Origin of the sequence: Corynebacterium sp. ES2794-CONJ1, from assembly GCF_025660615.1 — a bacterium.
Taxonomy (GTDB): Bacteria; Actinomycetota; Actinomycetes; order Mycobacteriales; family Mycobacteriaceae; genus Corynebacterium.
Genome location: NZ_JAOTIM010000004.1, coordinates 61,408 through 83,250 on the forward strand (window position 1 = coordinate 61,408; position 21,843 = coordinate 83,250).

Genomic DNA, 21,843 nt, shown 5'->3' on the forward strand with positions numbered 1-21,843 from the left:
GCTTCGATGAGCGCAGTGTTTTTTTGACCTTTGTAAGGTAGAGGCTATGGCGAAGAAAGTACGGAGCACTCATATCTGCGCGGAATGTGGCTATTCCTGCCCCAAGTGGCTAGGACGGTGCCCCGAATGCGGTACCTGGGGATCCATGGAAGAGAGAATGGTCCAACCCGTAGCCCACCAGGTCCCTTCCGCAGGCACAGCTCTCACGCCAACATCCCCCGCTACCTCGATCACTCGCATCAATCCTGAAGATGCGCCCTCGGTGAGTACCGGAATCGGAGAACTCGACCGAGTTCTAGGAGCCGGAATCGTCGCCGGATCTGTTATTCTGCTGGCTGGCGAACCTGGGGTTGGTAAATCCACGCTCCTTTTAGAAGTGGCCTCGAAGTGGGCTAAGGAAAAAAATCCCGATGGATCTCCTCGTATCGCCCTATACGCTACCGCCGAGGAATCTGCTGGCCAGGTGCGTATGCGCGCGGAGCGCACCCACGCTTTAGAGGAAAGCCTCTACCTCGCAGCCGAATCCAATGTGGATATTCTCTTTGGCCATATTGAAAAGTTGCAACCAAGTCTGCTCATAGTCGATTCTGTGCAGACTATGTCTCTTAGTGGTGTTGAGGGCGTATCTGGTGGGGTGGCGCAATCACGCGCAGTCACCGCAGCGTTAACAACTGTGGCTAAACGCTCTGGAATACCTATTATTTTGGTAGGTCACGTCACCAAGGACGGCACTGTGGCCGGCCCGCGCGTTCTCGAGCATCTCGTCGATGTGGTTTTGAATTTTGAAGGTGACCGGCACTCTAGTTTGCGTTTTCTGCGTAGTATTAAAAATCGCTTCGGGGCCACCGATGAGGTGGGATGTTTTGAGCAGCAATCCGACGGTATCAAGGAGGTCGCAGATCCCTCGGGGCTCTTCCTCTCCCATCGAGATTCCACCCCCGATGGCACTGCTGTCACGGTAGCCATGGATGGTGTGCGTCCAATTTTGGCAGAAGTGCAGTCACTAGTGGTACCTACTGAATCCAAAAACCCCCGGCGCGCCGTTACTGGGTTGGATGCCACCAGGGTTCCCATGGTGCTCGCTGTATTATCAGCGCGCGCGGGCAAACGGACCCACGACAAGGAAGTCTATGTGGCGACCGTTGGAGGGATGAAGGTGGGTGAACCCGCAACCGATCTGGCAATCGCTTTAGCGACTGCCTCAGCAATGGCGAGGAAATCGCTTCCGCCTCAAACTGTGGTTTTAGGAGAGGTGGGTTTAGCTGGCGAGATTCGACGGGTCCCCCATCTTGCACGTCGCTTAGCAGAGGCTAAACGGCTGGGTTATCAGCAGGCGATTATTCCGCGCACGGAGGAAAAAATAGAGGGCATCACCGTCTTTACGGTTGATACCCTCCTCGATGCGCTGAGACTTTTTCTATAGCCTCCTATCCCAGTTTGAAATCGAAAGGCTGGGAAGCATTGGAGCCCATGACGGTGTGCAAATAGTAGGCTCCGGCTGGTACTGGTTGTCTATTGGCACAGCTTTCAGGGGTTGAGGTAGTCCGAGACCAGCGCGCTTCAAATTTGCGCTCTTTGCCTGCCGGGAATATTTGAGTACCGAGCCCCACGGGGGCGTTGCAATCAATATCTGCCCACATGCGGCTATTATTCGCCAGCTGGTAAACCTCGAAGCGTAAAACATCAGAAGTAAGATCAATGGAACAGTCCGCTTCGGTGGGATTCTTCACCGTCATGAAGAAGCTCGGGAGCTCCTTATCGTTATAGAAAATCTTGTCAGCTGAGGCGGTGATCATCAGGTCAGCTAATTCGCAGGTCTTTTTCACTTCAGGTGCTTGCTCGTTTGCCGGGTTTTCCGGTGGAAGAGTGGGATCGACTTCTTTTGCTGGTTGGTCCGCGCTTTCATCCGAGGGCTCGAGGGTGATTGTGACACTCGGTACGCTCGTCTTTTCAGGCTCGTCCAAGGCGATGACCGCCTTTGTTGAGGTACTGGTGACAGTCGATGCGACGGGGGCAGAATTATCGCTACCCCGAGTTGTTAGTAGGAAGATGAGCGGCAGCGCGATGGCCGCAACGATAATGATGGCGGCCCAACGACGGCGTCGATAATAAATCTCGGGGAGCCTTTTCGGCCCAGCATGATCAGCATGGTCGGTACCCCGCCGTCGGGGAGCTCCTGGTGCAGGTGACTGCGGGCGGGAATAACTGGAATGATTATCTCGGCGATCCACACCCTAAGCCTAAAGCGAAACTACCTAACAAGCGCGCTTAACCGGCGGTGTGTTGCCAGTATTTTCTCTCAGTCCCGTCAAAAACCTGCGGTTTTCACGGTATCTACATGGCCATCGACGATACTGTAGTGGGCAGCTACCATTGCGGTCTCACCCTTTTCAACGGCAGCGTTAATCACCGACGATAATTGAGTTATTTTGCGCATAATCGCCGAAGCATGTTCCCGCTCGAAGTCTGCCGAGCTGTGAAAACCATGACTCTTTGCCTCCAAGATGGACGGGGCAATTTGCTCCACGATGGCTCGCTGATGGCCAGTGGGCACTTGTGCTCCCTCAAGAACCACCTGGGCAGCAGCTTCAACGGCACCACAGGAAGCGTGTCCAAGGACCACAACCAATTCCACTCCGAGATTGGCCACCGCAAATTCGAGGGAGGCTAGTACCGCGGTATCGACGACTTCGCCAGCGGTACGAACCACAAAGGTATCACCCAAGCCGACGTCAAAAAGCAATTCAACCGGAACTCTCGAGTCGCCACACGTGAGTACAGCGGCGCGAGGCTCTTGCTTCAAAGATAATTCAGCGCGTCGGCTCACTGATTGATTGGGGTGCTCCGGGGCGCCTTCGGCGAAGCGGCGATTGCCCTCAAGCAATCCCTTCCACACGGCTTGCGGGTCCCGCGATAAACCTGTCATAGTGAGTATTTTTACACGGCGGTAGCGCTGGTGGAAATAGGCACGATAGAATAGAGCGTTCTCATGCACACATCACCATCACCTCAGCTCCTCCCTCCAGAAGATTTAGCGCATATTCAGAATACTGTTATTCAGTGGTATTCCCATAACGCCCGGGAGATAATTTGGCGCACGCCAGCGACGAGCGCGTGGGGCATCTTGGTCAGTGAAGTGATGAGCCAGCAAACCCCGGTGGCTCGTGTGGAACCTCTCTGGCAGGCGTGGATGCATCGGTGGCCGGAGCCGCGCGATCTGGCCCATGCTCCCACCGCCGATATCTTAAAAGCATGGGACCGTCTCGGCTATCCGCGACGAGCATTACGGCTAAAAGAATGCGCTACCGTCATTGCCCATGAGTATGGCAATGAAGTGCCCAGTGATCTGGGCTCATTATTGTCGTTGCCAGGAATTGGCACCTATACAGCCGCTGCGGTTGCGGCTTTTGCCTTCGGCCAACGAGTACCGGTACTAGATACCAATGTGCGTAGGGTACTCTCGCGTCTCATTTACGCCCGCTATCTTAATCCTAAAAGCTCTACCAGCAAGCGTGAATTACGTGAGCTCGAGGATTTGCTTCCCGCTAGCGACGCTCCTCAATTCTCCGTTGGACTTATGGAGTTGGGGGCACTCGTTTGCAAGACCATTCCCGCCTGTGATCGATGCCCCTTAACTGGCCTATGTGCGTGGCAACGAGCTGGATGCCCCGAGCCGAGCACTCAAGAACGGGAGATAGCACGTCACAGAGTACAAAAATTCAGTGGAACCGACCGCGAGGTCCGCGGCAAAATTATGGCTGTGTTGCGCCACGCCGAGCACCCAGTCAGTGCGATGGATTTGGCCACGATATGGCCTGACAGTGAGCAGTACACGCGCGCCCTGGAGGGGCTTATACGAGACAAACTGGCCCAAGAAAGCAATGGGTTCTTCCATCTTCCCCACTAGAATCTATTATTTTTTCATCAGACTCGGTTAGATTGGTGGTATGAAAAGTAGACAACGCCTTATCGGGGCCATTTCAGCTATTGCTCTCAGCGTGGGAAGTTGTGTTCTTGCAGTACCCGCAGTAGCCCAATCCTCAGTCAATGATGTAATTGCGGGTGTTGATTGGGCCGGGACACACCGAACTGATGCGTGGGTTGAATCGCCTATCGACGATGCTTTTTACGCTACTCCTGAGGTTATGGATCCGCGCCCGGGTGCAGTCTTAAGAACTCAGCCGGCTCCCCATCTCCTCAATACTTTCGGCCCGCGATTTCCCGCATATGCACAGAAGATCCTCTATACGTCCACCACTCAGGATGGCCGCCCAGTTCCAGTCAGTGGCTATATTATGGAGCCTCGGAACCCATGGCGCGGACCGGGCCCTGTGCCCACAGTGATCTTTGCCCCCGGCACCCGTGGTCAAGCAGATATTTGCGCTCCCTCGCGCGGTGCATACCTTCTGGGATCCTATTCACGCCCTGATAAGGCGCTGGGAATCAACTACGAGATTATCGTGCAATATCATCTCCTGGAGCTCGGGATGAGGGTAGTGAACACGGACTATATAGGTTTGGGAACTGAGGGGGTGCACACCTATGTCAATAATATTGAAGAGGCTCACGCGGTTCTGGATGCTGCCCGCGCAGCACTATCTGTAGCCAACGTAGACCCGCGCTCCCCCATTGCCTTCTACGGTTATAGCCAAGGTGGTGGCGCTGCTGCAGCAGCCGCGGAATTTGCCTCGAGCTATGCCCCCGAACTCAATGTTAAGGGGACCTACGCCGGTGCGGTACCAGCTGATCTCCCCCAGGTCATCAAGGCGATCGACGGCTCGAGCATTTCCGGTGTCCTGGGAATGTCTATCAATAGCTATGCGGCACGCGATCCGGAATTTAGATCGATCGTAAAGGAATATCTCAATGAAGCTGGTGAGGAATTCTTAAGGCGCTCAGCACGTAGCTGCCTAGCAGATGCCGCCGTCGACGATGGACTCAAAACTACAAGGTTCTTTACCAAAGATGGGCGCACACTAAGCGAAAGTCTCGGCAGCGATCCGCGGATTATTAAGATTCTCGACCGCCAAAAACTGGGAAGAAAGAAGCCAAGCGCTCCCATTATGGTGGGCTCGGCAATTCACGACGATCTCGTTCCTAATGCGCAAGTGCGCCAACTAAGTCGCGACTACTGTCAGCTAGGCGCTGAGGTCTACTACTTCGAATCATCACTTCCGGTCATAACCCCGAGCATTCCTTCCGGGCTTAATCACGCGGCGCAGGCCTTTGGTGATCTGCCTGAGGCTGCACGCTACCTATACGATCGCTTCCTGGATCGCCCGGCTTTGAATAATTGCCCAGCAACATAGTCACCCGAAAATAAATGACCTCCCCGCAGACTGGGGAGGTCATTTACTTAGAAGGGGAATGTTTTCCACCAAGGGGTTTGGGTTCGAGGGCGTGGCTTCGGGCGCCGCCGGCGCGGTCGCTTCGGTTGCTTCGGCTGCTCAGGTCGTTCTGGGCGCCGCGGCCGGGAGGGGACTACCTGAAGCGAGCTTGAGAATGGTTGACCAACAACAAACTCCTGGGAAAAAACCTCATAATAATCGTTGTGATCGGTACTAAGCTGTGCGGTTGCTAGAAGTCGTAGCCCTGTTGCAGGCTCACCGGTCCACTGCAGTTCGAAGATCGATGTCACCTGTGGCGAGATGGCTTCTGGCAGGCGGAAATTCCACACGCCATCTTCAGATTTGAAGCCGTGGTCACCTTCGAGAGCTGGAATGGCCTGGGAAGCCATACCAATAAGTCCAGCTGAATCCAGCTGGCGTGCATTCATGCGGATATTCACTGCATCCAGCACCATATCTGTCGGATTGGATATCACGAGGTAACGCGGTAGACCAGCGGGATTTAGTTCAGCGAAATCAAGAGTAATAAGCTCCGTTTGCGCTTGCCCATGAGGGCGCGCTGCTGCAGGTAGCGCACTGGATGCGACCATAACGGCACCAGTTACGGCTATCGATGTCATAAAATCACGGCGAGAGAGCATCTCTACTGCCCCTTTCGAGAGATTCGGAAAATGCCACCAATGGTGCCCTGCCACCAGGTTCCATAGGAGTCGATGGTGCCCACCATCTGAAGGGTGTCAGTACCCAAAAGAGTGACTAGCCCTGGTAGGCGTTGAGAATATACGGTTTGGCCGGTCTCAATATCGATGGCAACGGCGTTGACGGTAATCCCATTAGCAAGACCGGCAGGTCCTCGAGGGCGTTCGCAGGTATAAATCAACCCATCTGCGGCTGAGTATCGCGGGACGGCGGAGGAATAGATATCTTCTCGCCTCCACACCTGCTTGAGACCGCGAGCGCCTAGATCCCAGCGCTCAAATCCAGGGGAGAAGAGATCGTGAGCTGGCATGGAGGGGCCGGCCCCCTCTGGATAGCGAGGATAGGGATAACCATAGGTGCAGGCGGCAATAATCGTATGACCGATGCCGATCATGGAATTCTCGCTGCCAGACTTAAATGGCATGAAAAGCCCCGCTCGCCCCAGCTCCTTGGCAGTTGCTGTCTCGTAGACTACGACGGACTCCTGGATATCCCCGTTATCGGTGAGCATGAGGTAGTCGCTGCCATTTGGCCCAAAGAACGTGGGCGAAGCCCCGGAGCCGTACGCCAATTTTCCGGGTTTACGGTGTGAGCCGTAATCGTAGCCCACAGACCAAACGACCTCCGGCCGACCGCTGCGCCAATCAAGCAGATACATCCCGCGGTTGGTGATGACCGAGACACCCTCGGGGGCCGAGGAAATGGAGTTATCTACTCGCTCCCCGGTGGGATCGAAGTGGTTGAGGGTGATGCCGCGCACCTCGCGGAGATTTTCATCCATGACGGCCACCCGGCCGTTACGCGAGGCCAGCCAGACACGACCTGACCAATCGGGGGTCAATCCCACGATCTGGTCTCCAGGCTGCTGAGAGAGAAAACTTGATAGATCAGCACGCTGATCAACATAAAGAGCAGACCCAGATGCATCGTGTGCGACGCGAATTAGTGTTCCGGTACCGTCGGTGACCACCATGCGATTGCGGTGGTCGATATAGGCGTATACAGCCCCAAGCAAGGCGCCCTTAGGAATTTCCAGCGAGCTGAGAAGAGATCCATTGGGGTGGAGGAGGGAGATCTTTGGTTGCAGAAACGTGAGGTCGCTGCCAAAGCGCTGGGTGGTGAGGACCTGAATGAAATCATCGTGGCCTACCAAGACTGTGGGGCAGGCTCCACCCAAGTTGAGGGCTTGTATATCCCAAGGTCCTGCGCCCGGCCCGGGCAATGGGGTGCAGTCCGAGGCCTGGGCGTCGCCATGCATAGTGGCGGTTCCCAATGGCCCCAGAAATGGGTTGGGTTGCGCGTTGTAATGTAATTGCGTATTCATTGTCTAAGGGAGATATCTTTCAGTAATCTTCGAAACTATTCGAAGCTGCCTAAGTTGAACCTCAGCAATTATAGGTGTCATATCAACGTCTACCGATTCGTGCCCGCCGCACCCCAGGCCGGCCTCAAATCGGCTCCAAAATATTCAAAAAATACTTAAGATCGCTTAGCATTTTCACATAAAAAGCTCTCCGCACCCCCTCGGGGGTATGGAGAGCTATCTCTTAGTTCTGCGGAGCAATAACCCGCCGCCTTGCTACGCCAGCCCTCCCCCCATATTGGGCCACCACAGCCCGTTCGTCCGCTGACTAATGGGCGGTATGGTGATTAATTTCACAATTAACCCGCCAAAATCTCTTTATAGCCACAGCCAAAAACCGCCCCCACACCTTTACGCGGGGGCGGTTTTTCAACACTAAAACAGTGGACTTATCTTAAGACTCGCGATCCTCATCCTCGGGGGAATCTTCTGCTGTCAAAAAATGTCGGCCTCGCTCTCCATCAGCGGTAGCGCTTTCAGATTCCTCCTCCGGGGTAGGAGCTTCACTAGCCTCAATAACTTTTTCTTGGGCTTGTTCCGCGGGGCTGAGCCCAGGCAAGTCAGGCAGTGGCTTTGGGCGGGGGCTAAAGGTGAAAGTTGCATCCGCAATATTCTTAGATTCACCATCCCAGCCGTCAACATCCACGGTCACAATCTCACCGGCACCTATTTCACCGAAGAGGATCTTCTCGCTCAAGGCATCTTCGATCTCCCGCTGAATGGTGCGGCGCAAAGGACGAGCACCTAGCACTGGATCGAAGCCGCGTTTGGCCAGAAGATTCTTAGCCTTTGTAGATAGCTCAATACCCATATCCTTGGCAGCAAGTGCCTTCTCCACGCGAGCGATGAGCAGATCCACCATCTCCACAATCTCGCTTTGGGTGAGCTGGTGGAAGACTACAATATCGTCGATGCGGTTGAGGAATTCGGGCCTGAAGTGCTTCTTAAGCTCGTCGTGGACCTTATTCTTCATCCGCTCGTACTGGCCCTCGACGCCGTTATCGTCAGAAGAGCTAAAGCCGATACCGACTGCCTTAGAAATATCTCTCGTGCCTAGGTTCGACGTGAAAATCAAAACAGTATTCTTGAAATCCACCACTCGCCCTTGACCATCGGTCAGCCGGCCATCTTCGAGCACCTGCAGCAGGGTATTGTAAATTTCCTTGTGCGCCTTTTCGATCTCGTCAAAAAGTACCACGGAGAATGGTTTGCGGCGAACCTTCTCGGTTAATTGGCCGCCTTCTTCATAGCCCACATATCCTGGAGGGGCACCGAAGAGACGGGAGGCTGTAAAGCGATCGTGGAATTCACCCATATCGATCTGGATCAGCGCGTCATCTTCCCCAAAGAGGAAATTCGCGAGTGCTTTTGATAGCTCCGTTTTACCCACACCTGATGGGCCGGCAAAGATGAAGGAACCGGAGGGGCGACGCGGATCCTTAAGGCCGGCTCGTGTGCGCCTAATGGCACGCGCTACCGCCTTGACGGCATCGTTTTGGCCGATAATGCGCTTGTGCAGCTCGTCTTCCATATGAAGCAGGCGAGAGGATTCTTCCTCGGTGAGCTTGAATACGGGGATGCCTGTCCAATTAGCAAGCACCTCAGCAATCTGCTCTTCGCCTACCTCGGCAATATCCTCGAGATCACCGTTACGCCATTGCTTTTCCTTCTCATCGCGTTCTTCACCGAGTGTGCGCTCTTGATCGCGCAGACCCGCAGCTTTCTCGAAATCTTGGGCATCAATGGCGGCTTCTTTTTGTTTGCGCACTTCAGCAATGCGCTCATCAACTTCGCGCAGGGATTCCGGCGCAGTCATTCTCTTGATGCGCATCCGGGCACCCGCTTCGTCGATAAGATCGACAGCTTTATCGGGCAAGAAGCGATCATTGATATACCGTGAGCTCAAATTCGCTGCGGCGGCCAAAGCTGTATCCGTGATAGAGACTCGGTGGTGAGCCTCGTAGCGGTCGCGCAGACCCTTCAAGATCTCGATGGTATCTTCCACCGATGGCTCAGGAACATTGACAGGCTGGAAACGGCGCTCGAGCGCAGCATCTTTTTCAATATGCTTGCGGTACTCATCAAGTGTAGTTGCACCTATAGTTTGTAGTTCACCACGTGCCAGCTTCGGCTTGAGCAGGGATGCAGCATCGATGGCACCTTCAGCAGCACCAGCACCAACAAGAGTGTGAATCTCATCAATGAAGAGGATAATATCGCCGCGCTGGTTGATTTCCTTGAGCACCTTCTTCAGGCGCTCCTCGAAATCACCACGATAACGAGAACCTGCGACCAGCGAGCCTAAGTCGAGGGAGTAAACCTGCTTATCCTTGAGGGTCTCGGGAACCTTGCCATTGACAATATCTAAAGCTAATCCCTCGACAACAGCAGTTTTGCCGACGCCTGGTTCACCGATGAGCACTGGATTATTCTTCGTACGACGCGAGAGCACCTGCATAATGCGTTCAATCTCTTGCTCACGGCCCACAACGGGATCCAGCTTACCTTCACGCGCTGCCTGGGTAAGGTTTCGGCCGAACTGATCTAAAACTAGGGAATTGGAGCGGTCCTGGCCGCCGCGGCCCCCGCGCGGGCTGGAATTGCCTACGGTACTGCCGGCACCCACTGCCTCTGGCCCCTCGGGATTATCCTTATTCTCCCCCTCGTAGCCGGAAAGTAACTGAATAACCTGTTGACGCACCCGAGGTAGATCAGCGCCGAGTTTCACTAATACTTGAGCTGCTACCCCATCGCCTTCGCGAATGAGCCCAAGGAGTAGAAATTCGGTGCCGATATATTTGTGCCCCATCTGCAGTCCCTCACGAAGGGAGAGTTCGAGAACTTTCTTAGCTCGAGGCGTAAAGGGAATATGACCAACGGGAGCCTCGGAACCTTTGCCGATAATATCTTCCACCTCTTGGCGCACGGCCTTGAGTGAGATGCCCATAGACTCAAGGGCTTTGGCGGCAACACCTTCACCTTCGTGGATAAGACCTAAGAGAATGTGTTCGGTACCAATATAGTTGTGGTTAAGAGTGCGTGCCTCTTCTTGAGCCAGCACGATAACGCGCCTAGCTCGGTCGGTAAAACGCTCGAACATGGTATAAGTGATCTCCTTTTGTCTCTACAGCTAATAGCCCTTATGTTATCGCAGGAAAAAACACTCTCGGCGATCAACGTTCGATCCAACAGTCATCAAGGCGGTGTTTTTCCAGTCCACGGGTAGTTTTTAGAGCTGTACGCCTGTAGCGAACACCTAGACAATCGCCCTTTTCAGACCCATTTCCCCAGTGGCTTCTATTGGCGGCGGAGCAGTGCTAGCGTAAAAAAGTGATATCACTTTTTATCCCCTCAACGCCTAGGAGAGCTCTATGGACGCCCCGCTCCAAGTCCCAACCGCAAGCAATACCAATATATCCATCAATGAAGTACCAGCTCAGTCCTTCCGGGGTGCCACAGCAGTAGCAATTATGCTCACCTCCTTCATCCTCGTAATCCTCGCGGCCCTAACCGCCTTTGTTATCCCCGACGTCTGGGCGGACGGCCTCGTAGGGTTTTTCGTAGTAGTGCTAGGTTTCATTCTTCTTCATATTCGCATCATTTCTCCTGGACAAACGCTCATTGTGCAGTTTTTTGGTTCCTACAAGGGCACTCTTCGCGCTGATGGCTTACACCTGATTTACCCCTTGCATATGTCCAGGAAAATCAGCGTCAGGGTTCGTAATTTCGAGACTGCGACGACCAAGGTCAACGATCTCAACAGCAACCCGATTACGATCGGTGCTATTGTCGTCTGGCAGATCACCGATACCGCGAAAGCACACTTCGCCGTAGAGGAGGTGGAAGACTTTATCCAATCCCAGGCTGAATCAGCATTGCGCCACGTCGCCACCACACACCCCTATGATTCCCAAGATGTTGACCATATTCCATCACTAAGCGGCAGTACCGATCTCGTCAGTGAGGAATTAGCTCGAGAAGTTGCGGCACGTGCCGTCGTTGCCGGTATTGATATTATCGAGGCGCGAATTTCTTCACTCTCCTATTCCCCAGAGATCGCTCAAGCAATGCTGAGGCGGCAGCAAGCCTCTGCCATTGTCGATGCCCGCGAAACTATCGTGGAGGGTGCGGTCTCGATGGTTGACTCAGCGCTGGAACAAATCGAACGCCGCAATATTGTCGACCTAGATCCTGAGCGTCGCGCCGCGATGGTATCCAACCTCTTAGTGGTGCTGTGCTCGGATACCTCGACTCAACCTGTGGTTAACGCCGGTAGTCTATATAGCTAGTGGCACCGCGTAAAGCCCTCCCCCTCAGACTCGATCCCGCTATTCACCGCGCTGTTAAGCAATTAGCTGACGATAGTTTTATCAGCGTCAACGCTCAAATCGAGATTCTTTTGCGGGAGGCACTTAAGAACCGAGGGCGCCTGCCTCGCGATATTGGTGATATCCCGAGACCGGGTCGACCTAAAAAGACCGAAGGATAAATAAAGGGAGCCGCCTTTTCCACGTAATGGAATAGGCGGCTCCGAGTGGCGTTGAGCTAAAAGCCAAGAATTTCTTTGAGCTCTATCTTGAGAGCGTCGAGGCGCTCATCTGCATTCTTATGAGAATCCGATACTACTTCGAGGTAGCATTTCAGCTTCGGTTCGGTACCGCTCGGGCGCACCACAATGCGGTCCTTGGCGCTGGTGGCAATCCAGAAACCCGGGGTACCTGGTAGCCCACGGAAGCCATCCGAAAGGTTACTAAATTCTGTCACCTCGGCGCCACCTAGAGTTTTCGGCGCCGTGGTCTCCAAATTGTGCAGACCTTGTTGGATCAAGCTGGTATCTGCCACGCGGAACGTTAGAGGACTGGTCTTATACAGGCCGTATGCCTGTGCAATCTCGTCGAGAAGATCTTGGATATTCTTACCTTCCGCGACCAAGCGCTTATTAAGATCGGCTACCCGCAGGCAGGCAGTGATACCGTCTTTGTCACGCACCGCTTGCGGATCCGAGCAATACCCTAATGCTTCTTCGTATCCAAAGATGAGGTTGGGGGTGCGCCCAATCCACTTGAATCCCGTGAGAGTATTGGCAAATTTCAGTCCATGACCACGAGCGATCTCACCCAAAAGTTGAGAAGAAACGATACTGCAGGCCAGAGTGGCATCATCATCGCCGTGGTGGGCACGGGCAATATCCTCACCTAGAAGAGCACCGACCTCGTCGCCTGAGAGCTGACGCCAGGTGCCCTTGTGTTTGATAGCCACTGAGCACCGATCCGCGTCGGGATCGAGAGCCAAGATCAGCTCGGCTCCACGACGATCTGCTTCTTGGTAGGACAGATCAAGTGCGCCCGCTTCCTCTGGGTTAGGGAAAGCGACGGTTGGGAAATCAGGATCTGGTTCCTGCTGCTCGGGGCAAGGGAAAGCATGGCTAAACCCGGCGCGCTTGAGAGCTTCACCTAACGTTGCTCCACCCACGCCATGCATGGCGGTGAAGACCATGGGAATATCACACGTCGTCGCTGGTGCCTGAGGGAGCTCCAGGGCTCTAGCAAAATACGGTTCCAAGACTTCTTCGGCAGCAATATCGCGGATACGTTCGCGGTTGCGGGCTATCTCATCGGCGAAGGGAGCCGCATCGATCTGAGCGGAAATTTCTGCATCTGCTGGGGAGATGAGCTGTACGCCCTGTTCCGCTTCACCGTGGACCACGCGACCGCCGAGGTAGACCTTGTAGCCATTATCTTGAGGTGGATTATGCGAAGCAGTGACCATAATGCCTGCATCGCAATCGAAATAACGCACGCTGAAGGCGGTAATCGGGGTAGGGAGTTGCTGTGGGAGAGCCAGCACCTCAATACCAAGAGCACTCAAGATCTCGCAGGTTGCTTGATAAAAGTCAGCGGAACCGTGGCGAGCGTCGCAGCCCACAACCACTTTAGGGCTATCGATGAGGTCCACGAGATATTTACCAACACCGTAGGTAGCGCGAGATACAGTTGCGACATTCATGCGGGATTCACCCGCCGCTACCGCGCCACGAAGACCCGCGGTACCAAAACTCAAAGGTCCTTGAAAGCGCTCCGCTAAGGCTTCATGGTCACCAGCGTCGAGGAGGGCTTGTAATTCCTTCTGGGTTGCGGGGTCGGGATCATGAGCGATCCACTGCGTGACCTTCTCGTTGAGGGTGCTCATGATTATTCAAGACCCTCGACAATAGCCTTAGAGGCGGAGCAGCCTAGTCGGGTGGCACCAGCGTCAATCATGGCTAATGCAGTTTCGGTGTCGCGGATGCCGCCGGAGGCCTTCACGCCGAGGCGATCACCCACGGTTTTCGCCATCAAGGAAACCGCATGAGTGGAGGCTCCGCCTGATGGGTGGAAGCCCGTGGAGGTTTTGACATAATCAGCACCAGCCTTTTCGGCTGCCTCACAGCAGGCCACGATTTGCTCGTCGCTGAGCGCGGCCGATTCGATGATGACCTTAAGGAGGGCATCGGGAATAGCTTCGCGCACGGTACGAATATCGTGTTCGACTTTTTCAAAGTGGTTTTCTACGGCATCGGAAATATTGATGACCATATCTACCTCATCTGCACCGTGAGAGACGGCGAGTTTGGCCTCAAAAGCCTTGACCTCTGGGTGGTGATTACCGGACGGGAAGCCCACCACAGTGGCTACCTTGACGTGCTCAGGGGTCTCCAGCGGAAGCTGGGAAGGAGAGACGCACACTGAGAAGGTGCCGAGTTCACTAGCTTCGTGCACGAGTTCCTCAACCTGGGCGCGGGTGGCTTCGGGCTTGAGGATGGTGTGGTCGATATAGTGCGCGAGTTCTTGGCGGGAAAGAGTCATGATTCTCCTTGTCAATATTGGGTGTTCTAGTTACGAGGTTATGGCGCCGAATTGGTGGATAGTAAGGTGCTGGCCCCACTATCCACCAGTGCGCTCGACGCGGGCGCTATCGATTATTGGCCGATCGTTTAGAAAACCTTATCCAAGATGATGCGGCGTTCAGCTGGCTTAGTGGCACCGATTTCGATACCTGGCAGGATCGAGTCAAGAGCACGCTCGAAACGATCCGGGGTTTCGGTATGCAGGGTCAAAAGTTTTTGCCCCTTCTTGATTTCTTGACCGTAGTCGGCGTGAATCTCGATGCCAGCGGTCAGTTGTACGGGTTCGTCCTTTCGGGCTCGGCCAGCACCCAGGCGCCAGCTACCAACGCCGAGTGCCAAGGCATCAAGCTTGGTGAGGTAGCCGTCTTGTTCGGCGAAAACTTCATGGGTATGAGGAGCGCGGGCGAGCTGTGCATCAGGGTCGCCGCCCTGGGCGCGGATCATCTTGCGCCACGAATCCATGGCGCGGCCATCCTTGAGGGCCTCCTCGACGTCGGCATCAGGGATACCCGCCATATCGAGCATATGGCGTGCGAGCTCGCAGGTGATCTCGATGAGATCTTGAGGGCCACCGCCGGCTAGAACCTCGATGCTCTCTTCCACTTCGAGACCATTACCGATTTTCCTTCCCAGCGGAATATTCATATCGGTTAGGAGGGCGCGGGTATTGACTCCCGCATCCTTGCCTAACTGCACCATGGTTTCTGCCAGCTGGCGGGCTTTATCAAGATCTTTCATAAAGGCGCCGGAGCCTACCTTCACATCGAGAACGAGGGAGGCGGTTCCTTCGGCGATCTTTTTACTCATAATGGACGAGGCGATTAGCGGAATGCAGTCCACGGTGGCAGTGATATCGCGCAGTGCGTAGATCTTCTTATCCGCTGGGGCAAGTCCGGCACCAGCTGCGGCAACGACGGCTCCGGAATCTTCCAAGATAGCCATCATGCGGTCGTTCGGCACATCTGCCTGCCAACCGGGGATTGCTTCGAGCTTATCGAGGGTTCCACCGGTGTGGCCAAGTCCGCGTCCGGACAGCTGTGGGACAGCAACCCCGTAGGAGGATACGAGCGGCCCGAGAGGGAGGGTGACCTTATCGCCGACTCCGCCAGTGGAGTGCTTGTCAGTGGTGGGCTTGCTGAGAGAATCGAAATTCATGCGCTCACCGGAGTTGATCATTGCTTGGGTCCAGTCCACGATCTCTCGGCGGCCCATATCGCGAATAAAGATCGCCATATTCAATGCTGCCATTTGCTCATCGCCAACTGCGCCGCGGGTATAGGCGTCGATGACCCAGTTGATTTGATCGGTGCTGAGCTCTCCACCGTCCCGTTTGGTGCGGATGATATCGACGACATCGAATTGTTCAGCCATGCCTTGCTTCCTTTCCTTTGCTGCACTGAGCTATCCCACCCTGATTGTGAAGCGGAACACAAAATGCGTGGAGCGTTATTTTAATCTCTTGCTTTCAGTTATGACTCTGATTATTATCATGCCCAGAACAATTGTCAAGGGTTGATTTTTCATTTGTTCCACCGCTCACAGTGTCTCCCCCTTGCCTTAATTACAGAAAGAAGGCCCACATTATGACCATGAGCCCTCAAGAGCTCATTGCCGCAGCTAAAGAGGCTGCCCATCACGCCTACGCCCCGTATAGCAATTTCGAAGTGGGCGCCGCCATACTCACCACCGACGGCACAGTATTTACCGGATGCAATGTTGAAAATGCTAGCTACGGTCTCACCCTCTGCGCCGAGCGCAATGCCGCAACAACAATGATTGCTACCACCAAACCCGACAGCCCCCGACAGATCCACAGCGTCGCCATCGTGGGTCTGAAGGCCAGCCCTTGCTGGCCGTGTGGATCCTGCCGCCAAGTACTGCGTGAATTTGGCTGCCAAGAAGTCTTCGTCGAAGGCCCTACAGGCGAGGTGCACAGCTTGAGCTTCACAGAACTCCTCCCCCACTCTTTCGGCCCTGAACACCTCGATACTTAAATATCTCCCCATACCCTTCATAGGAGGTCCAACTGATGGAACGTCTGCAAGGACTCATCGGTGTGATCGCAATCTTTGCGGTCATCTTCAGCTTGTCTAATGCCAAGCGGCAGATCAACTGGCGTACCCTCGGCGTGGGTTTCGCCCTACAAATCGGCTTCGCACTCCTGGTGCTCAAATGGGAACCAGGCTTCCACGCTCTCAAGGCAGTATCTGGAGCGGTAGAAAAACTCATCGACTTCACCAACCACGGGACCTCCTTTGTCTTTGGCGGGCTCTTCGGTGAAGATAACGGATTCATCTTCGCCCTAAATGTTCTTCCCGTTATTATCTTCCTTGGTGCCCTCATCGGCGCCTTGTATTACCTGCGCATCTTGCAGTGGTTCGTCGAAATCGTCGGTACTGCTCTCAATAAGATCATGGGCACCTCCAAGGTAGAGTCCGTATGGGCCTCTACCGTCATCTTCTTGGGCCAATCGGAGGCTCCCCTGGTCATTCGCCCGTGGATACCGCAATTGACACGCAGTGAATTATTCGCTTGTATGAGCGGCGGCTTCGCGTCCGTCGCGGGCTCCACCCTCGTGGGCTACTCCCTCCTAGGCGCGCCACTGCCCTATCTACTCGCAGCTTCAGTCATGAATGCCCCAGCTTCCCTGATGGTAGCCAAAGCGCTGGTACCAGAAACCGAAGTGCCCAAAGCTAATGCAAATGTCCGCAATATGCGCGACGAGCACTCCAAAAACGTCATCGATGCCATTGGTGCGGGCGCGCTCTCTGGCGGTCGTATCGCGGTAACCGTTGCTTGCCTTCTCATTGCCTTTATTGCCACCATTGCTATGCTCTCCGCAGTCTTGGGAGGTATCGGTTCCATTTTTGGCCAGGACAATTGGTCGCTTGAAGGACTCTTCGGCGTCATATTCTCACCTTTAGCGTGGGCTATTGGCGTTCCGTGGGAAGAAGCTTCCCTCGTGGGTAATTTCATTGGCCAAAAGACTATTCTCAATGAATTCGTGGGCTATACCGCGTTCTCCGAGCACGTCGATACCCTCAGTGAGAAGTCCATCCTCATCTCATCATTCGCTCTCGCAGGCTTTGCTAATCTCTCATCCATCGCGATCCAGATTGGTGCCTTTGGCGCACTCGCCCCAGAGCGTCGCTCAGAAGTGGCATCCATGGGGCTCAAGGCGCTCCTTGCCGGTTTCTGCACAAATATGCTCAACGCTGCAGTCGTGGGCATTATTGTTTTCTAAGTTAACTTTTAAGTAAGCACTATAAGAATTACCCCCGAATCAGTGGCATTCAGGGGGTAATTTTTATGCGTCCTCCCACAGCGCAATAAGGGCGAGAGCGGTCGCCCCATCAATGACTAGATGCGAAGCCAGACCCATGACAAGCGCCGTATTGATAGCTCTGAGCTTCGACGCTCCTCCTGCTACCAAAATGCGAACCGGGCGTGAAGCGAGATCCTCAAGTGAGATCCCTACGGTGCGTTCATCCACACTTGGTACCGCTACCTGCCCATATTCGTCGAAAAAACGGGAACAAGCATCACCGACCGCGCGCGTTGAAATCAGCTGCTTTTCGGTATCACTCAAATAGCCTAAGGTCAGTGGAAGAGAATCCCCGCTGGTGGAGCCAACGGTAAATATAACCACATCGGTGTGGCGGCCCATATCCAGAATATGGGAGATATGCCGATCGCTCTCCACCGTGCGTTTAACCTCAACGTTGTCAAAAATCACTGGCAAGGGGAGCGTGCGCGCATAAGCATCGAAGGCACGGCAGAATCTGTTAATAGTCTCAATATCGTTGGTAGAACGCTTGGTATAGCTCAGTCCACCTTTGAGTTGCACAATCTCTACACCAGTATGGGGATTATGCCGTAGCGCTTTGGCAACGGCATACATGGTATTTCCCCAACTCACGCCCACCATATGACCGTCCTGCACCTGTTCTTCGAGAACCAAGGCGCCCACTCGTCCAAGCTCTTTTAAGATCTCCTCCGGGGTCTGCCGGGCCGCTTGCACAATGCGCGCTTCTTCCAGGCCGTAGGGACTAAAAATTTCTACCAGCTTTTCCGCTAGGAAACTTCCCTTGTCACGGGGATCTCTAATTTCTATAACCACGAAGCCACGCTGTCTGGCATAGGCCAAGAGCTTAGCGACGGTCGGCCGTGACACCCCGATTTCGGCCGCGACTTCGGCCTGACTCAGGCCCTTTTGATAGTACAGTTTGGCGGCCTGCAATGATTGTTCATCTCGCAGCAGCATATAGAACAGGGTAGCAAAGATGGGCGCTTTTTCTGAGCTGGGGAGGGAAGCGAGTAATCAAGAAAATAATAAGAAAATCTCATCTGCGCAGCTCGCATTTATACCATTCGAGCTGGGAAAACGTCTATCTTAGAACTTTTGCTTTTAGCTGCGAAAGCGATTAGCGTTCATTGCACCTCTGCACCCATAAACCTCTGCACCCACATACCTCTGCACACCTATACCTCTACACTCATCTACCCGGGTACCCGCGCAGACTTCCCGCATCGTATTAGGAGAATATTGACCATGGATCGTCTGCAAGGCCTCATAGGAATTATCGCCATCATGGTGATACTGCTCTGCCTTTCTAATGCCAAACGCAGTATAAACTGGCGCACCCTCGGAGTAGGTTTCGCCTTGCAGATTAGCTTCGCGCTGCTCGTGCTCAAATGGGAACCAGGATTTTTAGTGCTCAAGAAAGTATCTGAGGGTCTAGAAAAACTTATTGGCTTTAGCAATGCTGGGACCTCTTTTGTATTCGGAGGTCTGTTTGGAGAAAAGAATGGCTTTGTCTTTGCCCTCAACGTTCTCCCCGTTGTTATCTTCCTCGGTGCTATTATCGGCGCCCTTTATTATTTACGAGTCCTGCAGTGGTTTGTGGAGATAGTCGGCTCGGCGCTCAACAAAATTCTAGGCACGTCCAAGGTAGAATCTGTGTGGGCTTCCACTGTCATTTTCCTCGGTATGGCCGAGGCCCCTTTGGTGATACGCCCGTGGATTCCCCAATTAACCCGCAGTGAACTATTCGCCTGCATGAGCGGTGGCTTCGCCTCCGTCGCAGGCTCCACCCTCGTAGGTTACTCCCTTCTGGGCGCCCCACTTCCCTACCTCCTTGCCGCGTCGGTGATGAACGCCCCTGGGTCGTTGATCGTAGCAAAAGCCCTAATGCCGGAAACCGAAGAATCTCGCGCAAACGCCAATATTCGCACCATGCGTGATGAGCACTCCGAGAATCTCATTGACGCTATCGGTGCCGGGGCGCTTTCCGGTGGACGGATCGCTGTGACCATTGGATGTTTACTTATCGCTTTTATCGCCACCATTACTATGCTTTCGGCAGTATTGGGCGGAGTTGGCTCCGTATTTGGTCAGGAGAACTGGTCGCTGGAAGGCCTTTTTGGCCTCATCTTTGCTCCTTTGGCGTGGGCTATTGGGGTACCGTGGGACGAAGCCTCATTGGTAGGTAATTTCATCGGCCAGAAGACGATCCTCAATGAATTTGTGGGGTATACAGCTTTTTCCGAATACGTGGATACCTTGAGTGAAAAGTCCATACTTATCTCATCTTTTGCACTCGCGGGTTTTGCCAACCTCGGATCTATTGCCATTCAAATTGGTGCCTTTGGGGCGCTCGCCCCCGAGCGGCGCGCGGAGGTGGCGTCGCTAGGACTCAAAGCCCTCTTTGCTGGTTTTTGTACCAATATGCTCAACGCTGCCATCGTGGGCGTTATCGTTTTTTAGATTCGGTGAAAGCGCATTTCCCCCCTACCTGCCGCCGAGTAGGGAATGGGTTCGTCACATGGGTGATTACTGCGAAAAAAGTGGGTGAAAGAGGTCTTCTCTCTCACCCACCCGGCCGATATTGCACCTAATCTTAGTGCTCGGGCTTGACCATCGGGAATAGCACAGTTTCCCTAATACCTAAACCGGTCAAAGCCATGAGCAAGCGATCAATACCCATGCCACACCCGGCGGTTGGGGGCATACCCTGCTCCATGGCGGCAAGGAAATCTTCATCGAGAACCATAGCCTCCTCATCGCCGCCAGCGGCGAGACGTGCTTGATCCTCGAAGCGTTCCCGTTGAATCACGGGATCAATGAGCTCAGAATAGCCGGTGGCTAATTCGAAGCCGCGGACATAGAGATCCCATTTTTCAGTGACACCCTCTTGTTCGCGATGTTGCCTGGTCAAGGGTGAGGTTTCCACCGGGAAATTGCGCACGAAGATCGGCCCGTCGAGCTGATCTTCGCACAGAACTTCCCATATCTCCTCAACCAATTTGCCATGCCCCCAACCAGCATTCGAAGGGACGTCCAGGCCGATCACTGCTGCTACCTCTTTCAGTTCCTCCACGCTGGATTTGGTAGTGACTTCCTGGGTGCCTGGGAATTTACGGCGCAGCGCCTCATTAAGGGAAGGATACATTTCAATCTCCTTCCACTCGCCTCCGAAATCATAGGTGGATCCGTCGGCTAGCGTCACGGTCGTGGATCCGAATACATCCTGGGCGACATATTGGATGAGTTCCCGGATCATTGTGGCGCCATCGTCATAGGTACCCCACGCCTGATATGTTTCGAGCATGGCAAATTCTGGGGAGTGCGAAGAATCCACGCCCTCGTTGCGGAAATTGCGGTTAACCTCAAAGACGCGCTCAATTCCGCCCACCACACAGCGCTTGAGATAAAGCTCAGGCGCGATGCGCAGATAGAGATCAATATCGAGGGCATTGGAGTGGGTCTCGAATGGGCGCGCTGCCGCACCGCCGTGCAGGGTTTGCAGCATGGGAGTTTCTACTTCTACAAACTCTTGCGATTCGAGATAATTCCGCAGTGCTCGCATCACCTTGATGCGCGTCATCGCATTTTCACGCGCTTTTTCCCGCATAATCAAATCGGTATAGCGATGACGCACTCGAGAATCTTCACTCATATCCGCAAAAGCCACGGGCAGAGGACGCAAAGACTTTGATGCCATGGAGAAACGTTGCACCATAATGGATAGTTCACCGCGTTTGGACGAGACTATTCGACCGCGAATGGAGACAATATCACCGAGGTCAACCTCTGTTTTCCACGCTGCGAGCGCCTCTTCGCCTACTTCAGCCAGTGAGAGCATCGCTTGGATATGCGCGCCATTGCCCTCTTGGAGCGCAGCGAAACACAGCTTGCCGGTATTGCGAATAAACATGACGCGCCCGGCGATAGCTACCTCGTCGGACGTTTCTTCGCCAGCTTCCAGGTAGATGCGCCCTGGAATCTTCTCCGTATCGGGATCAATACTTTGGTACTTCTTTTTGATCTCTGTAATCGAGTGGGTGCGATCAACTTCTACAGGATAGGGATCGCGACCAGATTCGATGAGCCTAGCGCGCTTCTCACGGCGGATGCGTAGTTGCTCAGGGACGTCTTGTACGGGGGCTTTCTTTGCGTTCGTCACAGCACAAACAATAGCCCAGACCCCACGAAAAATCTAAGCCCCATTACCCTTAGCCACTGCCCAATAGGGAGCTCACAACGC

18 protein-coding genes are annotated in these 21,843 nt (G+C 54.1%); 8 read left to right on the top strand and 10 right to left on the bottom strand.

The window, feature by feature from the left end:
• Window positions 1-46 precede the first annotated feature (46 nt).
• Window positions 47-1,423 carry a DNA repair protein RadA gene (radA, locus tag N7326_RS06030; protein ID WP_259078875.1) on the top strand — a complete coding sequence of 459 codons (1,377 nt, stop codon included), beginning with the start codon at window positions 47-49 and terminating at the stop codon, window positions 1,421-1,423.
• Window positions 1,424-1,427: 4 nt separating this feature from the next.
• Here the strand turns inward: radA and N7326_RS06035 are convergent, their stop codons facing one another.
• Both N7326_RS06035 and N7326_RS06040 read right to left on the bottom strand, forming a co-directional pair.
• Window positions 1,428-2,231 carry a hypothetical protein gene (locus N7326_RS06035; RefSeq protein WP_259078874.1) on the bottom strand — a complete coding sequence of 268 codons (804 nt, stop codon included), beginning with the start codon at window positions 2,229-2,231 and terminating at the stop codon, window positions 1,428-1,430.
• A gap of 77 nt (window positions 2,232-2,308) precedes the next feature.
• On the bottom strand, window positions 2,309-2,926 hold the full coding sequence (locus tag N7326_RS06040) for a carbonic anhydrase (protein ID WP_310470433.1): 618 nt from the start codon (window positions 2,924-2,926) through the stop codon (window positions 2,309-2,311).
• A 63-nt stretch (window positions 2,927-2,989) separates the two neighbouring features.
• Here N7326_RS06040 and N7326_RS06045 point away from each other — a divergent pair, with 63 nt between their 5' ends.
• Together N7326_RS06045 and N7326_RS06050 are read left to right on the top strand one after the other, a co-directional pair.
• Complete coding sequence (locus tag N7326_RS06045; protein WP_259078872.1) at window positions 2,990-3,907, top strand: A/G-specific adenine glycosylase; 918 nt, start codon at window positions 2,990-2,992, stop codon at window positions 3,905-3,907.
• 40 nt (window positions 3,908-3,947) lie between these two features.
• Window positions 3,948-5,309: a lipase family protein gene (locus N7326_RS06050; RefSeq protein WP_259158409.1), complete on the top strand. Its 1,362-nt coding sequence runs from the start codon at window positions 3,948-3,950 to the stop codon at window positions 5,307-5,309.
• Window positions 5,310-5,356: 47 nt separating this feature from the next.
• Here the strand turns inward: N7326_RS06050 and N7326_RS06055 are convergent, their stop codons facing one another.
• The 3 genes from N7326_RS06055 to N7326_RS06065 all read right to left on the bottom strand — a co-directional run bounded on the left by N7326_RS06055 (window position 5,357) and on the right by N7326_RS06065 (window position 10,510).
• Window positions 5,357-5,989 carry a twin-arginine translocation signal domain-containing protein gene (locus N7326_RS06055; RefSeq protein WP_259078869.1) on the bottom strand — a complete coding sequence of 211 codons (633 nt, stop codon included), beginning with the start codon at window positions 5,987-5,989 and terminating at the stop codon, window positions 5,357-5,359.
• Window positions 5,990-5,991: 2 nt separating this feature from the next.
• Window positions 5,992-7,371, bottom strand: a complete 1,380-nt coding sequence (locus N7326_RS06060; protein ID WP_263088316.1) for a 6-pyruvoyl tetrahydrobiopterin synthase — start codon at window positions 7,369-7,371, stop codon at window positions 5,992-5,994.
• 433 nt (window positions 7,372-7,804) lie between these two features.
• Window positions 7,805-10,510 (bottom strand): ATP-dependent Clp protease ATP-binding subunit, encoded by a 2,706-nt coding sequence (locus N7326_RS06065; RefSeq protein ID WP_263088317.1) that lies wholly within the window; start codon window positions 10,508-10,510, stop codon window positions 7,805-7,807.
• A gap of 271 nt (window positions 10,511-10,781) precedes the next feature.
• Here N7326_RS06065 and N7326_RS06070 point away from each other — a divergent pair, with 271 nt between their 5' ends.
• Window positions 10,782-11,699, top strand: coding sequence for an SPFH domain-containing protein (locus tag N7326_RS06070; RefSeq protein WP_396124937.1), 918 nt, complete (start codon window positions 10,782-10,784; stop codon window positions 11,697-11,699).
• Window positions 11,699-11,899, top strand: coding sequence for a hypothetical protein (locus tag N7326_RS06075; protein WP_259078864.1), 201 nt, complete (start codon window positions 11,699-11,701; stop codon window positions 11,897-11,899). Before N7326_RS06070 ends, N7326_RS06075 begins: the two co-directional genes overlap by 1 nt.
• Window positions 11,900-11,955: 56 nt before the next feature.
• Here the strand turns inward: N7326_RS06075 and N7326_RS06080 are convergent, their stop codons facing one another.
• From N7326_RS06080 to N7326_RS06090, 3 genes are all read right to left on the bottom strand, one after another.
• Window positions 11,956-13,599: a phospho-sugar mutase gene (locus N7326_RS06080; RefSeq protein ID WP_259158410.1), complete on the bottom strand. Its 1,644-nt coding sequence runs from the start codon at window positions 13,597-13,599 to the stop codon at window positions 11,956-11,958.
• Window positions 13,600-13,601: 2 nt separating this feature from the next.
• A complete protein-coding gene (gene deoC / locus N7326_RS06085) occupies window positions 13,602-14,255 on the bottom strand; it encodes a deoxyribose-phosphate aldolase (RefSeq protein WP_259078861.1) in 654 nt (217 codons plus the stop codon).
• Between the two features lie 128 nt (window positions 14,256-14,383).
• Entirely contained in the window at window positions 14,384-15,667 is a 1,284-nt protein-coding gene (locus tag N7326_RS06090; RefSeq protein ID WP_259078859.1) for a thymidine phosphorylase, read from the bottom strand.
• A 170-nt stretch (window positions 15,668-15,837) separates the two neighbouring features.
• On the opposite strand from N7326_RS06090, the gene N7326_RS06095 reads away from it, so the two are divergent.
• Together N7326_RS06095 and N7326_RS06100 are read left to right on the top strand one after the other, a co-directional pair.
• Window positions 15,838-16,290, top strand: a complete 453-nt coding sequence (locus N7326_RS06095; protein WP_396124758.1) for a cytidine deaminase — start codon at window positions 15,838-15,840, stop codon at window positions 16,288-16,290.
• Window positions 16,291-16,325: 35 nt separating this feature from the next.
• The gene (locus N7326_RS06100) at window positions 16,326-17,540 is read left to right on the top strand and encodes a NupC/NupG family nucleoside CNT transporter (RefSeq protein ID WP_259078841.1); all 1,215 of its coding nucleotides are present in this window, start codon (window positions 16,326-16,328) and stop codon (window positions 17,538-17,540) included.
• A 63-nt stretch (window positions 17,541-17,603) separates the two neighbouring features.
• Here N7326_RS06100 and N7326_RS06105 read toward each other — a convergent pair whose 3' ends face one another.
• On the bottom strand, window positions 17,604-18,560 hold the full coding sequence (locus N7326_RS06105) for a sugar-binding transcriptional regulator (RefSeq protein ID WP_259078839.1): 957 nt from the start codon (window positions 18,558-18,560) through the stop codon (window positions 17,604-17,606).
• A 288-nt stretch (window positions 18,561-18,848) separates the two neighbouring features.
• Between N7326_RS06105 and N7326_RS06110 the strand changes: the two genes are divergently transcribed.
• A complete protein-coding gene (locus N7326_RS06110) occupies window positions 18,849-20,063 on the top strand; it encodes a NupC/NupG family nucleoside CNT transporter (protein WP_259158411.1) in 1,215 nt (404 codons plus the stop codon).
• Window positions 20,064-20,196: 133 nt separating this feature from the next.
• Here the strand turns inward: N7326_RS06110 and lysS are convergent, their stop codons facing one another.
• Entirely contained in the window at window positions 20,197-21,762 is a 1,566-nt protein-coding gene (gene lysS / locus N7326_RS06115) for a lysine--tRNA ligase (RefSeq protein WP_259289489.1), read from the bottom strand.
• Window positions 21,763-21,843: the final 81 nt, after the last annotated feature.